Here is a 14982-nt window from a genome sequence, read left to right on the forward strand (position 1 = left end):
TCAGTGAGAATCTGGTCCACCGTATGACTAAGGTTTCCTGGGGAAGGCTCGTCCTCCCAGGGTTAGTCGGGACCTAAGCCGAGGCCGAGAGGCGTAGGCGATGGATAACAGGTTGAGATTCCTGTACTGGTCTGATCTGTTTGAACGATGGAGGGACGCAGGAGGCTAGAGATGCGTGCTGTTGGATATGCACGTCCAAGCAATAAGTCTGTTAAAGAGTCAAATGCTTTTTAGCTTAAGGACAAGTTGTGATGGGGAGCGAAATTAAAGTAGCGAAGTGATCGATGTCACACTGCCGAGAAAAGCTTCTAGTTAGGATCAGACCACCCGTACCGCAAACCGACACAGGTAGTCGAGGCGAGTAGCCTCAGGTGAGCGAGAGAACTCTCGTTAAGGAACTCGGCAAAATGACCCCGTAACTTCGGGAGAAGGGGTGCTGCACAATGTGCAGCCGCAGTGAATAGGCCCAGGCGACTGTTTATCAAAAACACAGGTTTCTGCAAAATCGTAAGATGAAGTATAGGGGCTGACGCCTGCCCGGTGCTGGAAGGTTAAGAGGATGGGTTAGCACCTTTTGGTGCGAAGCTCAGAATTGAAGCCCCAGTAAACGGCGGCCGTAACTATAACGGTCCTAAGGTAGCGAAATTCCTTGTCGGGTAAGTTCCGACCCGCACGAAAGGCGTAACGATCTGGGCACTGTCTCAACGAGAGACTCGGTGAAATTATAATACCCGTGAAGATGCGGGTTACCCGCGACAGGACGGAAAGACCCCATGGAGCTTTACTGTAGCTTGATATTGGGTGTTTGTACAACTTGTACAGGATAGGTAGGAGCCGTTGAAGTCGGAACGCTAGTTTCGATCGAGGCGCTGGTGGGATACTACCCTCGTTGTATGAACACTCTAACCCTCATCACTGATCGTGATGGGAGACAGTGTCAGGTGGGCAGTTTGACTGGGGCGGTCGCCTCCTAAAAGGTAACGGAGGCGCCCAAAGGTTCCCTCAGAATGGTTGGAAATCATTCGCAGAGTGTAAAGGCATAAGGGAGCTTGACTGCGAGACCTACAAGTCGAGCAGGGACGAAAGTCGGGCTTAGTGATCCGGTGGTTCCGCATGGAAGGGCCATCGCTCAACGGATAAAAGCTACCCTGGGGATAACAGGCTTATCTCCCCCAAGAGTCCACATCGACGGGGAGGTTTGGCACCTCGATGTCGGCTCATCGCATCCTGGGGCTGTAGTCGGTCCCAAGGGTTGGGCTGTTCGCCCATTAAAGCGGTACGCGAGCTGGGTTCAGAACGTCGTGAGACAGTTCGGTCCCTATCCGTCGCGGGCGTAGGAAATTTGAGAGGATCTGTCCTTAGTACGAGAGGACCGGGATGGACATACCGCTGGTGTACCAGTTGTTCTGCCAAGGGCATCGCTGGGTAGCTATGTATGGATGAGATAAACGCTGAAAGCATCTAAGTGCGAAACTCACCTCGAGATAAGATTTCCCATTCCTTTATGGAAGTAAGACCCCTGAGAGATGATCAGGTAGATAGGATGGAAGTGGAAGTGCGGTGACGCATGGAGCGGACCATTACTAATCGGTCGAGGACTTAACCAAGTCAAAAACGCAGTTTTCGAGAAGAGAAGATATTGTCTAGTTTTGAGAGAACAAGGTTCTCAAAAATAAGTGTGGTGGCGATAGCACAAAGGCTACACCTGTTCCCATTCCGAACACAGAAGTTAAGCTTTGTCACGCCGAGAGTAGTTAGGGGATCGCCCCTTGCGAGGGTAGGAAGTTGCCACGCTTTATGCGGAAGTAGTTCAGTGGTAGAACACCACCTTGCCATGGTGGGGGTCGCGGGTTCGAATCCCGTCTTCCGCTTAGTATAGTGATGATGGCATAAAGGCTACACCTGTTCCCATTCCGAACACAGAAGTTAAGCTTTATCACGCCGAGAGTAGTTAGGGGATCGCCCCTTGCGAGGGTAGGAAGTTGCTATGCATTAAGAAGTCATGCGATGAGCATGGCTTTTTTGATATTTAAAGCTTTTGTGCTTTCAGAAAGGAGCGATCTTTTTTGGATAAGGATAAAAAAGTTGAACAAAAACATGTCAATGATGTTATTAAAGAGATCGAAACGCAACTAGCATTTAATGAGAGTGAGTATCAAAAAGCACAACTCGAAACAACATTAGTTGAAAAAAACTATGGGCAAAATGCTAAGATCAATACTTTTGAAGTCGATGACCAAATGGAGACAAATGCTGAAGTACAGCAACAAAAGCAGTTAGTTGCCAAGAACCTTGAAAATGAACAGATCTTAAAAAAGCAACTTGAAACTTTAAAGCAACTGAAAAAATCACCGTATTTTGGTCGGATCGATATCCTTGATCCGGACGAAACAACGCCAGAAACACTTTATATCGGAACGGCGTCATTAGTTGATGATGAGCAAAATTTTTTGATCTATGATTGGCGTGCCCCGATCTCTTCGATCTATTATAACGGAACTTTAGGAAAAGTTTCATATGAGACACCAATGGGGACATTAGAAACAGAACTCAAAAAGAAAAGACAATTTACGATCGTCAATGGTCAGATCAAAAATATGTTTGATACAAATGAAACTGTGGGTGATGAAATGCTCCAACAGATCTTAGGCGAACATAGTGATGAATATATGCATAATATCGTTGCTACGATCCAAAAAGAGCAAAATGATATTATTCGTGATACGACGCATGATCTTCTATTAGTTCAAGGTGTAGCAGGATCGGGAAAAACATCAGCGATCTTACAACGGATCGCATTTTTACTTTATCATAGTCGCGATAAGCTTTCAGCTGAGCAGATCGTTTTATTTTCACCTAATCTTTTGTTCAGTCACTATATCTCTGAAGTTCTTCCAAGCTTAGGGGAGCGGAACATGCGCCAAGTAACGCTTGCCGAATTTTTAACTCAACGTTTTCAAGGTTTAAAAGTAGAAACTTTATTTGATCGTTATGAGAAGCAAAATGCGTTGACTACTAGAGAGCAAGAAATACGCGCTAAAAAAGAACAAGCTTCTTTTATGGAACAAGTCGAAAAGTACGTTGCTGCATTAAGTCCCTCACAGCTTTATTTTAGTGAGATCCGTCTCAATGGCGGTGAGATCTTTTTTGAGCGCAGTGAGATCGAAGCGATCTATGCAGCTTTACCGCAAAATATGCGACCAGAGCAACGTTTTTTAGAGACTAAAAATACTTTGATCAAACGTCTAAAACAACGGATCGAAGAGGAAATAACGGCACCATGGGTCTTAGAAAAGTTAGAGACACTAAGTGACGAAGAATATTATACCCTTTTGGGCAATAAACGACGTGCAGCTTTTCAAGCTCTAGCTGATGAAGAAAAATATTTAGCCAAGAAACTTGTGAGACAAAAGTTTGAAAAAGTCTATGATGCGCTATATAATGATTATTTTTTAGATATTTACGCACAATACCAACATTTTTTGAGTTTAGTTCTTCCAGAAAGCGTTTTGACTTTTACAAATGATATCGAGTATCATCGGATCGCTTTAGAGGATTGTGCTCCCTTACTTTATTTACGTGATCTTTTAACTGGGAGTGGGCAAAATCAGGCGATCGCACATCTTTTTATCGATGAGATGCAAGATTATACGCTCCCACAATTGATCTATTTAAAATATATTTTTCCAAATGCTAAATTGACGTTGTTAGGCGATAGTGAACAGGCATTATTCAATCCTTTGATGACACCAGATAAATTACTAGCGCGTTTAGAAAAACATTTACGTGCTAAGAAAAGTAAATGTATCAAGTTGAATACGAGTTATCGCTCGACTGCCCAGATCACAGATCTGATGAAAGCTTTATTACCAGATGGTGAACAGATCAATTCATTCACGCGACCAGGAAAGCTTCCAAAGATCGTTTTTGCTGGCTCAGAGCAAGAACACTTTATGTTAAAACAACAACTGGAAAAAAGTTTAGAACAAAATGAGACAGTTGCGTTGATCACTAAAGATCTGGCAACAGCTGAAGCTCTATATCCTAAGTTGCGTAAAACTTTCAAGACAACTGTTTTAGGAAATGAAGATCGTGCTTTACCTAAAGGAGTGGTGATCTTACCGATCTATCTAGCTAAAGGACTTGAATTTGATGCGGTCATCGCGTATGATATCTCAGAAAATTACCAAGAAAAAGACTTAGGGATCTTATATACGATCTGTTCCCGGGCGATGCATGAGTTGACTTTATTTGTAAAGCAAGAGCCTTCACCACTATTGGCTAAATTACCACCTGAGTTATATACCGTTGAAAGAACTTTAAAATTATAAAGATAAAACAGGGTTCGCCCTGTTTTTTTATTGCACAAATTTCATTGATACTGTATACTTATTTATGTATTTGAGTAATGCCATTTTAGCTCAGCAGGTAGAGCACCACCATGGTAAGGTGGGGGTCACCGGTTCAAGTCCGGTAAGTGGCTGACTGATAAAAGTGTCAAGTGGTCTTTTAGACTACTTGACACTTTTTTTATTATTTTGTTATGTGACCAGATTCTGACAAATAAAAAAACTTCGCCCTGCTATATTTTAGCTACTACAAAGAAAGGGGCAGTTTTATGCAAGACGAAGCCACATTAACTACATTATTGACAGAGGTCAAACAAAATCAAGATAGCTCATGTTTAGAGCTTATTTTACAAAAATATCGGCCGATGATCATCACAACTGTAAAACGCTATCACTTAGAATTACACGATCAAGACGACCTTTTGCAAGAAGCATCGATCATTTGTTATCAGACCGCGTGTGCGTTTGATCCTCAAAATGCGACGACGACATATGGTTCATTTTTCAAAAAAAGTTTGATCAACCGCTATCGAACTCTTTTACGTAAAGAACAAGCATTAAAGAGACGTGGAGCAAGAGCGCAACTTTCACTCGAGACTTTTTTAGAGGAAAACGGGGATGTGTTTAGTGATAATGCTAAAAGCGAAGGGACTTTGATCGATAAATTGACTTTTATAAACGAACTTCCGCTTTTGCTTTCAAACAGTGAATATGCAGTCTTACTAGCAAAATTAGAATGTAAGACAGTCAAAGAGATCGCAGGCAAATTAGATCTGAGCCTTTCTCAAACGTACAATACTTTAGCGCGTTGTCGTGAAAAAATCGGGCAATTAGCTAAAAAGTTGTACGGGATATAAGCGGAAACAAGGTGATTGTTTAAGGACAAATATTATGAGATAATTAAGCAAATGTTCTCCTATTTTAGACTAGAGGGGATAATATGGAATTAAAGTAGGACGATCGAGCGTGATCAGATCAGCATAAGAAAGGAGAAGCTATCTCTCTCTAGAAAATAGAACTTGAGCTATTTTCCATATTGATAGCAAATAAAAATGAAAAAAGGGAAATTTAAATGGTGGCAACTACTATTAGGCTTAGTTGTAGTTATCATGGTAGTCAACTTAGTCATTGGACTCTTCGTTCGAAAAGAAAAGACTGCCAAAGTTGAAAAAGTATATACGGTTGTAACAGTCAAAGAAGCACCTCCACTAACATATTCTGGAAAAGTCGAAGCTGTTAGGACACAGATCTTAGTACCAACAACCGGTAAAGCTCAAAGTGTGACAGTTCAAAATGGTGACCAAGTTGCTCAAGGACAAGCAGTCATGACAACTTACAGTCAATCTTATGAAGAACAGGCAACTGAAGCTAGACAAGCATTAGAAAAGGCCAAACGTCAAGTGGCTCAGCAAGAACGCGCCTTGACTCAAGCACAAAATCAAGCCCGCAATATCTCAAATGAAGATCCAAGTTACGCTGAGGTACAAAATCAAGTAACAACAGCACAAAACCAAGTTGCGGACGCACGCGCTGAAGTGAGTGATGCGCAGACAAAATTAAACGATCTAAATAGTCGTGTGAACGGGAGCGTCCTTGCCCCATTTGCAGGAAATGCGACTGTTGAATATGATAAAACTGGGCAACCATCAGTTTCGTTAAGCTCAAATGAACTACAACTGACAACACAGATCTCAGAATATGACTATGCTAAGATCAAAGTTGGGCAAGCAGTTGATGCAAAAGCTTTAGCTACCAAAAAACAACAGAGCACACAAGTGAATTATTTAGCTAAAGTTCCAGATCAAGCAAGTAAGGCTAATGATGCTAAGTACACTTTGACTGCTCCACTTGATCCAGGTCAATTTATGGCTGGGCAAACATTGACGCTTTCGTTTCCGCAAACAGGTCTAGCAGTTCCTATTACAAGCGTTAAAAATGGAGCTGTTTACGTTGTCGAAGATGGAAAAGCTAAAAAAGTCAGCGTTTCAGGAACTGATTCAAATGGAAGTTTCATCGTTAATAATGGGCTTCGAAAAGGGCAAAAGGTGATCGCTGAGCCTGATCAAGCTTTAAAAGATGGAAAACGGGTCAAGACCAATGATTGAGTTGAAAAATATTAATAAATCATATATCCAAGGTAAGAATAAGTACCATGTTTTACATGACATTAATTTAAAGATCGAACAAGGTGAATTTTTGGCGATCATGGGCCAATCTGGTTCTGGGAAATCAACTTTGATAAATATCATTGGCTTTTTAGATGATCAATTTGAAGGTATCTATAATTACTATGAGCATCCGATCCACGAATATCGCCGCGCTCAATTTTCTAAATTACGTAATCAAAATGTTGGTTTTGTTTTTCAAAACTTTAAGTTGATCCAAAATATCACGATCGCAGATAATGTCGCCTTACCACTATTATATGCAGGTGCAAAAAGAGCCTTTATCAAAGAAAGAGTCAGTGAAGTTTTAAAAGCTGTTGGGTTAGCTGGCTATGAGAAACAACTTCCTAAAAATCTCTCTGGTGGGCAACAGCAACGGGTCTCGATCGCCCGTGCGATCGTGACTGCTCCTAAATTTTTGATCGCAGACGAGCCAACGGGGGCTTTAGATAGTAAAACGTCAGCTGAGATCATGGAATTATTTAAACACTTAAACCAAGATGATCAAACAACGATCATTATCGTAACGCATGATCCAAAAGTTGGTGCTCAAGCAGACCGACTCGTGCATATTCTAGATGGACATTTGACTGAAGATCAAGATCATCATAAAAGGAAAGTGAGGGAGAGGCAGTGAAAACGATCGAATTATTTAAAGCAGCTTGGCAATCACTACATGCCAATCCAAAACGAAGCTTTCTGACGATGATCGGGATCATTATCGGGATCGCTGCAGTTATTACGATCATGGCTCTAGGTAACGGAGTCAAACAAAAAATGATCGAAAGTTTTAAAACGACTGAAGGTGGCGAACAAACAACGACGATCAATTTTTTGAGCGATGATCCGCAAAAGGTCGGCTTTACGCAGCAAGATATTTTAGCGATCGAGCAGAATTTTTCTGGACAAGTCAAAAATGCGAAGCTTGAACAAAAAGATAGCGAGATCACAGCAACAGCTGAGTTTGGCAATTCGGCTGCCCAAGCAGTCTCTTTAGGGTTAATGAAGGATCCGATCAAAGATCTTAAACTTGTAGCTGGAAAAGAGCTGACCAAAACGGCTATTGCTACAGGAAAAAATGAAGCTTTAGTCGCAAAAGAAGTTGCTAGATCCCAATATGGCAGTCTTGAACGAGCTTTAGGGACACCGGTTTTTATCAACAATACTAGCTATACGATCGTTGGGATCTATGAAAAAAATATGAACGTCGAAGGTCCAGCTTTAAATGATGTGATCGTACCTAAAGCCCTCTACCTTACAACCGTGGATACGACGACTGGGAGCAACAGTTTGAAATTAACGATCACGAAAGGGAAAAGTGCTTCGACTGTCAGCAAAAAAGTTGTTAAGTACCTGAAGAAAAATGGATCTGCTAAAAATAACGGGCAATATGAATACTTTGATGCAGGAGCGATCTTACAAAGTATTTCTAATGTTTTTGATATGCTGACTTACTTTATCAGCGCGATCGCAGGGATCTCACTTTTTATTGCAGGGATCGGTGTGATGAATATGATGTATATCTCAGTTTCTGAACGGACCCAAGAGATCGGGATCCGCTTAGCGATCGGTGCAACGCCACGCAATATAATGAATCAATTCCTTCTCGAAGCTATTATGCTGACAGTTGGTGGAGGTCTCTTAGGATTTCTTTGTGGTTGGGGCTTAGCTAGCTTGATCTCGACCTTTTTACCATATGGGATCAAAGCGGCTGTAACGCTTTCTTCATTCTTATTGGCATTTGGTGTCTCAACTGCCGTGGGGATCATTTTTGGGATCTTACCAGCTAAACAAGCAGCCAATAAAAACTTGATCGATATTTTACGCTAAAACATCAAAAAAACCTTACTGACTGTTGAAGTAAGGTTTTTTTTGATGAGAATTTTACTTAATGTGAATATAACTAACTTCTAACTTATGTGATACTAGGAAATTTTGCTAAGATAAGTTTTGTCGTTGATCAAGAAAGGAATTTTTAACATGAAAAATATTTCAGACAAAACTACTAAACCATTTTTGGCCTTAACAAGCGTGTTGATCGGGGCGTTTATCGGGATGTTTTCCGAAACTGCTTTGAATATTGCCTTACCGCAACTTATGCATGTTTTTAACCTTAATGCTGGCACAGCTCAATGGCTAGTTACTGGCTATATGTTAGTTATCGGGATCATTTTACCTTTTTCTAGTTTATTGACGAAATGGTTTTCAACGCGTCAACTTGTGATTTTTGGTTTAAGTGATTTTATCATTGGGATTCTCATTGCGGCCTTAGCTCCAAGCTTTGGGATCTTACTAACTGGGAGAATGCTTCAAGGCATCGCAACCGGCATTTTGTTGCCTTTGATGTTTACTTTAGCGTTGCAACTTTTTCCACCAGAAAAATTAGGTAGTGCGATGGGGATCTGTGCGCTTGTTATTATGTTAGCTCCTGCGGTGGGGCCAACGGTGACAGGGATGATCTTAGGTAAATTATCTTGGCATTGGATCTTTTGGAGTTTTCTACCTTTTTTAGCGCTTGCTTTAGTGGCCGCATATTTATATTTGCCAAATATCGGACAGATCACGCGCCAAAAAGTCGATCTGCCGTCACTTTTTAGCTCGATCATCGGTTTTTCGACTTTGATCGCGGGTGTCAGCTTTGCTACTGAATTTGGATGGACTTCGCTTCAAGTGCTCATAACATTAGCGCTTGCATGTGTAACTTTATGTTTTTATGTTCACCGTCAAGTCAAATTAAAGACGCCAATTTTAAATTTACAGATCTTTACACTTAAAGCATTTCGTCTAGGGACATTCCTTGTAATGCTTGATTTTGCGATCATCTTGTCAGCGATGTATCTATTACCACAATACATGCAAAAGGGACTCCTTCTTCCGGTTGCTTTGACAGGGATCGTAATGTTACCAGGGGGAGTGATCAATGCTTTGATGTCTGCGATAGCTGGGCGACTTTATGATCATTTTGGAGTCAAGATCTTGACGCAAGCGGGTTTTATGATCGCTTTGTTAGGGACTACGATGTTTGCATGCACTACAACGCATTCAACGATCGCATATGTGATCACGGCACATGTGATCTTGATGATCGGTTGTCCTTTGGCAATGTCTCCAGCGCAAACGTATGCGTTAAATGCTTTAAGCAAAGAGTATTCTGCTGATGGAAGCACGGTCATGAACACGCTACAACAGATCGTCGGTGCCTTGGCAACGGCTCTGACCACAAGCTTTTTGGCTTTAGGTCAAAAGAATTATCCAGGAAGTGATCCGGCAAGGGCGTTTACACAAGGAATGCATTATGGAAGCTACTTTACGATCGGATTAGTTATTATAGCGCTTTTGCTCTCATGGACGATCAAAGAACAAAAACACGCTTAAGCTCTCAATAATTAAGATCTTAAGCGTATCTTACAATAAACTAATTTTGCCAGTATTTTTCAATAAAAGCTTTCCGCCCGCTGTTTTCTTCTAGTTCAAAGCGCACAGGATCTTTTTTATAAAAATCTTGGTGATAGTCTTCAGCGGGATAAAAAGGTTTTGCTGTTTCGATCTGTGTTACGATCGGTTTCTCAAAGCGTCCACTTTCTTGCAGTGCTTTTCGTGAAGCTAGGGCGATCGCGCGTTGCTCTTCATTTTGGACAAAGATCACAGGACGGTAACTATCGCCACGGTCTTGAAATTGCCCCATGGCATCTGTTGGATCTGTTTGATTCCAATAGATCTCAACTAGTTGTTCATATGAAACGATCGTTGGATCAAACTCGATCAAAACGGCTTCTGTATGTCCAGTTGTCTGGGTCTTGACTTCTTCATATGTTGGAGCGACTGTGTGCCCTCCGGTATAGCCTGAGATAACTTTTTTGATCCCAGGATAGGTATCAAATGGTTTGACCATGCACCAGAAGCAACCACCAGCAAAGATCGCAGTTTCTGTTTTCATAAAATACTACCCCCATTTTACTTGTTGTTCTGATGATAGCACTTGGAGCTATAAAAGAAAAGCTATTTAGAACGTGGACGAAGCAATGTCCAGCGTCTTGAGCGTTGAGACAGACGTTTGGTCGTGGCTTCAGTGATCGTTTTAGTATCGGGTAGAAAAGAAACATCAGTATCAATGACTCCAAATTTAACGCGCATCAAACTTTCGATCCGTTCTGCTAGATGATAGCTTTCTAAAATGTTCATATTCGCATCAACAACGATCACGACATCTAGTGTAACTAGATTTCCATTGTAGTGAGCTTTGAGTTCATCAACAGCACTTACTTCAGGCAAAGTGGCGATCGTTTGGCGAAAAGTTTCTTCAACTTTTGGATCAAAGTAATCAGCTAGATTCAAGCTACTTTCCATGAAGATCCGAGCCCCTGAATAAAGAATAAAGCCCCCAACGATGATACTCGTTGCTCCATCGAGCCAATCAAGTTCAAAAAATAGCGCACCAGAGATCGAGATCAAAGTCCCGATACTGGTCAAGGCATCGCTCAAACTATCTTGAGCCGAAGCGATCAAAGAGGCATTTTGTAATTTACGGCCAGCATGTTTGTTATAACGCCAAACTAAAAGCATGATCACACTTGCGATCAAGGCCCCGACTAAGGCGATCGGTTGAGGGACGACACGCTTAGCTGGATTTAAAAGGCCGACGATCCCGCTTACGATAACGCTCAGTGAGATCGCGATCATAACGATCCCAGTTACTAAAGTAAAGATCGTTTCATAACGAAAGCGGGTAAATTGCACACGTTGATCATTGCCAGTCTTATGTAAAGACAGTTTTGGCATCGGAACGACTCCGGCAATATCATCATCATCGATATCGCGCGCGATATGGATCCCGACCATCAAAAGGAGCGTTGAAATGATCCCTGATAAATTATTGAACGCGTCTGCTCGTAAAGTCTGAGAATGACTGAGTGAAGCTAAAAACCATTCAATGATCGAGATCAAAAGATAAGCTAAAATATTTACGCTCAGATGTCGCATCGCAACGCTCAATTTATTTAGCTCATTTTTTTGGACTCGTTCCCAATCCTCATATTCTCGTTGAAGATGTTTGTTGATATCTTTCATGCGCTGATTCCCCTAATTGTTTTTTATTCAAATCAAAAACTAATTATAATTATAGTACAGAAAAGCGTAAAAAAGGTAGGACTTATCACGAGAACAAATATTTTCTAAGATAGATAGTTTACAATTGTTAAATTCTCGCTTACAATAAGATTAAACTTCAAGTTGACGGTAAAAAGTAGTGTCCATCCAGAGAGACATCGGGAGCTGAAAAGGTGTCAGTGATACGAAGTGGATGTCAAGAGAAGACAAATGCATATCATTAAAAGAGCGGCATTTTTGCAAATTAGGTGGCACCACGGTAACTCGTCCTAATATCCTTAGGGGTATTAGGACTTTTTTAGCGTCTTTAGTTTAAGAAAGGAAGATTTAGATGACAAAAGATATTATTTTGACAGGTGATCGTCCAACAGGCAAATTGCATATCGGACATTATATCGGGTCGTTAAAAAATCGAGTCGAGATGCAAAATTCAGGTAAATACGAAACTTATATCATGATCGCAGACCAACAAGCTCTGACAGATAATGCTCGTGATCCAGAAAAGATCAAACGCTCTTTAGTAGAAGTTGCTTTAGATTACTTAGCTGTGGGACTTGATCCTAAAAAAGCGACGATCTTTGTGCAATCCCAGATCCCAGCTTTAGCAGAATTAAATCTGTATTATCTGAATTTAGTAACTGTTTCACGTTTAGAAAGAAATCCAACGGTCAAAGCTGAGATCGCCCAAAAGAACTTTGAGCGTTCGATCCCAGCAGGATTCTTTACTTATCCGGTAAGTCAAGCAGCTGATATTACAGCCTTTAAAGCTAACCTTGTTCCAGTTGGCGATGATCAAGAGCCGATGCTTGAGCAAACACGTGAGATCGTCCGGAGTTTTAATTCGATCTACGGCAAAGAGGTTTTAGTTGAACCACAAGGTGTCTTTCCGCCAAAAGGTTCAGGACGTTTGCCAGGTCTTGATGGCAATGCTAAGATGAGCAAATCCTTGGGCAATGCGATCTACTTAGCTGATGACGAAGCAACTTTAAAAAAGAAAGTTATGTCGATGTATACTGATCCAGACCACATTCATATCGAGGATCCTGGAAAAGTTGAAGGTAATATGGTCTTTACGTATCTCGATATTTTTGATCCCGATCAAGAAAAAGTTGCGCAATTAAAAGAGCAGTATCGAGCTGGTGGTTTAGGTGATGTCAAGATCAAGCGTTATTTGAATGAAGTTCTAGAAGAAAAATTAGGACCGATCCGGAGAAGAAGAGCGGAATTTGCTAAAGATATCCCAAGTGTCTATGCGATGCTAAAAGAAGGCAGTCAAAAAGCAAATGAAGTTGCCGAACAAACCTTAGCTGAAGTTCGGTCTGCGATCGGTGTCAATTATTTTGACTGAGCGCGTTAAAAAGTTTTGAGCAAGAAAAAATTTTCATTTAGCTCAAAGCTTTTTTTGTTTGATTAATACTTGCTTAGAGTAATATGATAGAATAAGAATAATTATCGATAGGTAGGTGTTGAAAGTGAAAACTTTAGTAATGCTTGATTTTGGGTCTAATTCGACCCGCATCTCGATCAATCGGATCGAAAAGGATGGAACTTTCACGGAAATTAAGCGAGCTAAGGAAATGACTCGTTTAGCTGAAGGCATGGGAAAACCCGATGGTCGGAAAGTATTGCAAGAAAGTGCGATCGCACGAACGATCGAAGCTTTATTGAAATTTAAAAAGATGTATCGTGATCTACCAAATGTGAGCGTTCATGGGATCGCAACTGCAGCTGTGCGGGAAGCTGAAAATAGTGAGGCCTTTTTAGAAAAAGTCAAAGCTGTTACTGGAGTAGATGTCGAGGTTCTTTCAGGAAATGCTGAAGCATATTATGATTACGTAGCGGTCGTTAGATCACTTGATATTGAAGATTGTGTGATCTGTGATATGGGTGGAGGCAGCTTTGAGTTGATCGTTGTACGTGAAAAGAAGGCACAAAACTATGTCTCTATTCCATATGGAGCGGTCAGTTTATCAGAAAAATTCAATTTAAAAGACAAAGTGAGTGCCCGTGATCTCTTTTCTTTTTACCGTTTTTTGAATTTCAAATATCACCAATTGCCGTGGTTAGAAGAAGGCAAGCGTCTACCACTCGTTTTACTTGGTGGGGCAAGTCGGACAGTAGCGCGACAAGAGCTTTTACGTATCGGTGAAAATGATCTTCGGCAGATCCATGGACTGAAAATGTCTGCTTATATGTTTTTAGGTACGTATACTGATTGGTTGAGCAAAGATGCCACTCAGCGACGCGCGCTCTTAGGACCCGAAGAAGCAGCGCGGGCAGATATCATTTTAGGTGGTCTGACACCATTAGCCTTTTTAGTCGAATATTTGCGCACTCCAGAGTTGATCTTTTCGGAAAGTGGCGTGCGTGAAGGGGTTTTGTATAGCATGATGGAACAAAAGTAAAAAAACCTTGTTGAGTCAGCGACTCGACAAGGTTTTTTACTTGAGTGAAAGGTCTTGGGTGAAATACTTTTGTGAAAGTGAACTTAATTGCCCCGTTTCTCTAAGCTCAGAAACTACATCTTCAATGCGATCAGCAAGCTTTTTATTGTGGTAAGTAGCAAAAACGATCTGTTCAGAAGTAAGTTCTGGCGCCTTTATCTGTTTAAACTGGTGGGCTAGGAGCTTTTTATCAGTTTGTGAGGTTTCTTTTTGTCGTTGGGGGCGAGTTGCTAAAAAATATTGGTAACGGTTATCATCAAGGACGCCAGCTTGGATCTGTTTGTCATCTAAAGCTTTGACTAAAGCCATGATATTTGGATAAGCAGTAACTTTTAGGCCTATATCTTGTAACAAAGCTGTTTGCACTCCAGGAGAGACGACGCCAACTTTTTTATGTTCAAGTTTTTCCAGATTTTTGACTTTACTGTCATTTAGTGTGAATAAAACGTTTCTTGGATAAAGAACGGTACTTGAAAGCGTCATTGATGTGGTAAATAATGATCGATCGCTTAAAGCAAGCTGGACTTGTTTGTTTTTTAAGGCAGCATCTAGTTGTTTGGCTGAAGTATATGTTTTGATCTTGATCTTTTGGTCAAGTTCGGTCTGTAATTTCTGTGTCATTTCTCGATAAAAACTAAGATTACCGTTATTGCGCGTATAAGGCGCATCGTTTTTTAAGATCCCTAAAGTCAAAGGTGCTGAAGCTTGGACTTGTTTAGGGCTTAAAAAAAATATGCTTAAAAGTAAGCTGATAATAAGCGCTAATGATTTCTTCATTGTATATTATCCTCAAAATAAAACTGCTTTTGGCAGGACATGAGTGTCCTTAGTACTAGAATCAAGTGCTCGCATATTTATGCATTACGAGCCTGTTTCTATCTTATCACAGATCTTCAATGAGGAGGGTGCTCGAACCTT

Annotated in this window: 11 protein-coding genes, 2 tRNA genes and 3 rRNA genes (1 of these 16 cut by a window edge); 13 read left to right on the forward strand and 3 right to left on the reverse strand. The window is 41.0% G+C overall.

Annotated features, from left to right (window positions below; all coding sequences use genetic code 11):
- The 11 genes from QFX10_RS06465 to QFX10_RS06515 form a co-directional block, all read left to right on the forward strand.
- Positions 1-1607, forward strand: a 23S ribosomal RNA gene (locus tag QFX10_RS06465); it begins 1316 nt to the left of the window's first position.
- Positions 1608-1677: 70 nt separating this feature from the next.
- Positions 1678-1794: ribosomal RNA gene (gene rrf / locus QFX10_RS06470) — 5S ribosomal RNA — on the forward strand.
- A gap of 5 nt (positions 1795-1799) precedes the next feature.
- Positions 1800-1871, forward strand: a tRNA-Gly gene (locus QFX10_RS06475).
- A 3-nt stretch (positions 1872-1874) separates the two neighbouring features.
- Positions 1875-1991, forward strand: a 5S ribosomal RNA gene (gene rrf / locus QFX10_RS06480).
- Between the two features lie 75 nt (positions 1992-2066).
- Positions 2067-4331 carry an RNA polymerase recycling motor HelD gene (gene helD, locus QFX10_RS06485; protein WP_280605448.1) on the forward strand — a complete coding sequence of 755 codons (2265 nt, stop codon included), beginning with the start codon at positions 2067-2069 and terminating at the stop codon, positions 4329-4331.
- 79 nt (positions 4332-4410) lie between these two features.
- Positions 4411-4483, forward strand: a tRNA-Thr gene (locus tag QFX10_RS06490).
- Between the two features lie 135 nt (positions 4484-4618).
- On the forward strand, positions 4619-5206 hold the full coding sequence (locus QFX10_RS06495) for an RNA polymerase sigma factor (RefSeq protein ID WP_280605449.1): 588 nt from the start codon (positions 4619-4621) through the stop codon (positions 5204-5206).
- A 195-nt stretch (positions 5207-5401) separates the two neighbouring features.
- Complete coding sequence (locus tag QFX10_RS06500) at positions 5402-6454, forward strand: efflux RND transporter periplasmic adaptor subunit (protein ID WP_280605450.1); 1053 nt, start codon at positions 5402-5404, stop codon at positions 6452-6454.
- Positions 6447-7151 carry an ABC transporter ATP-binding protein gene (locus tag QFX10_RS06505; RefSeq protein WP_280605451.1) on the forward strand — a complete coding sequence of 235 codons (705 nt, stop codon included), beginning with the start codon at positions 6447-6449 and terminating at the stop codon, positions 7149-7151. The genes QFX10_RS06500 and QFX10_RS06505 overlap by 8 nt, the downstream gene beginning before the upstream one ends.
- Complete coding sequence (locus QFX10_RS06510; RefSeq protein ID WP_280605452.1) at positions 7148-8344, forward strand: ABC transporter permease; 1197 nt, start codon at positions 7148-7150, stop codon at positions 8342-8344. Before QFX10_RS06505 ends, QFX10_RS06510 begins: the two co-directional genes overlap by 4 nt.
- A 150-nt stretch (positions 8345-8494) precedes the next feature.
- A complete protein-coding gene (locus QFX10_RS06515) occupies positions 8495-9889 on the forward strand; it encodes a DHA2 family efflux MFS transporter permease subunit (protein ID WP_280605453.1) in 1395 nt (464 codons plus the stop codon).
- A gap of 40 nt (positions 9890-9929) precedes the next feature.
- Here QFX10_RS06515 and msrA read toward each other — a convergent pair whose 3' ends face one another.
- Together msrA and QFX10_RS06525 are read right to left on the reverse strand one after the other, a co-directional pair.
- Complete coding sequence (gene msrA, locus QFX10_RS06520) at positions 9930-10451, reverse strand: peptide-methionine (S)-S-oxide reductase MsrA (protein WP_280605454.1); 522 nt, start codon at positions 10449-10451, stop codon at positions 9930-9932.
- Between the two features lie 62 nt (positions 10452-10513).
- On the reverse strand, positions 10514-11581 hold the full coding sequence (locus tag QFX10_RS06525) for a cation diffusion facilitator family transporter (protein ID WP_280605455.1): 1068 nt from the start codon (positions 11579-11581) through the stop codon (positions 10514-10516).
- Positions 11582-11951: 370 nt separating this feature from the next.
- Here QFX10_RS06525 and trpS point away from each other — a divergent pair, with 370 nt between their 5' ends.
- Together trpS and QFX10_RS06535 are read left to right on the forward strand one after the other, a co-directional pair.
- Positions 11952-12968: a tryptophan--tRNA ligase gene (trpS, locus tag QFX10_RS06530; protein WP_280605456.1), complete on the forward strand. Its 1017-nt coding sequence runs from the start codon at positions 11952-11954 to the stop codon at positions 12966-12968.
- Positions 12969-13092: 124 nt separating this feature from the next.
- Entirely contained in the window at positions 13093-14025 is a 933-nt protein-coding gene (locus QFX10_RS06535) for a Ppx/GppA phosphatase family protein (protein ID WP_280605457.1), read from the forward strand.
- 36 nt (positions 14026-14061) lie between these two features.
- Here QFX10_RS06535 and QFX10_RS06540 read toward each other — a convergent pair whose 3' ends face one another.
- Positions 14062-14841 carry a substrate-binding periplasmic protein gene (locus QFX10_RS06540; protein WP_280605458.1) on the reverse strand — a complete coding sequence of 260 codons (780 nt, stop codon included), beginning with the start codon at positions 14839-14841 and terminating at the stop codon, positions 14062-14064.
- Positions 14842-14982 lie beyond the last annotated feature (141 nt).

The organism is Ligilactobacillus faecis (assembly GCF_029889745.1).
GTDB lineage: Bacteria > Bacillota > Bacilli > Lactobacillales > Lactobacillaceae > Ligilactobacillus > Ligilactobacillus faecis.

Excerpts from the sequence above, each read along its gene's own strand:
- QFX10_RS06495 (WP_280605449.1), top strand. The coding sequence starts at position 4,619 with ATGCAAGACGAAGCCACATTAACTACATTATTGACAGAGGTCAAACAA.
- QFX10_RS06500 (WP_280605450.1), top strand. The coding sequence starts at position 5,402 with ATGAAAAAAGGGAAATTTAAATGGTGGCAACTACTATTAGGCTTAGTT.
- QFX10_RS06505 (WP_280605451.1), top strand. The coding sequence starts at position 6,447 with ATGATTGAGTTGAAAAATATTAATAAATCATATATCCAAGGTAAGAAT.
- QFX10_RS06515 (WP_280605453.1), top strand. The coding sequence starts at position 8,495 with ATGAAAAATATTTCAGACAAAACTACTAAACCATTTTTGGCCTTAACA.
- msrA (WP_280605454.1), bottom strand. The coding sequence starts at position 10,451 with ATGAAAACAGAAACTGCGATCTTTGCTGGTGGTTGCTTCTGGTGCATG.
- QFX10_RS06525 (WP_280605455.1), bottom strand. The coding sequence starts at position 11,581 with ATGAAAGATATCAACAAACATCTTCAACGAGAATATGAGGATTGGGAA.
- trpS (WP_280605456.1), top strand. The coding sequence starts at position 11,952 with ATGACAAAAGATATTATTTTGACAGGTGATCGTCCAACAGGCAAATTG.
- QFX10_RS06540 (WP_280605458.1), bottom strand. The coding sequence starts at position 14,841 with ATGAAGAAATCATTAGCGCTTATTATCAGCTTACTTTTAAGCATATTT.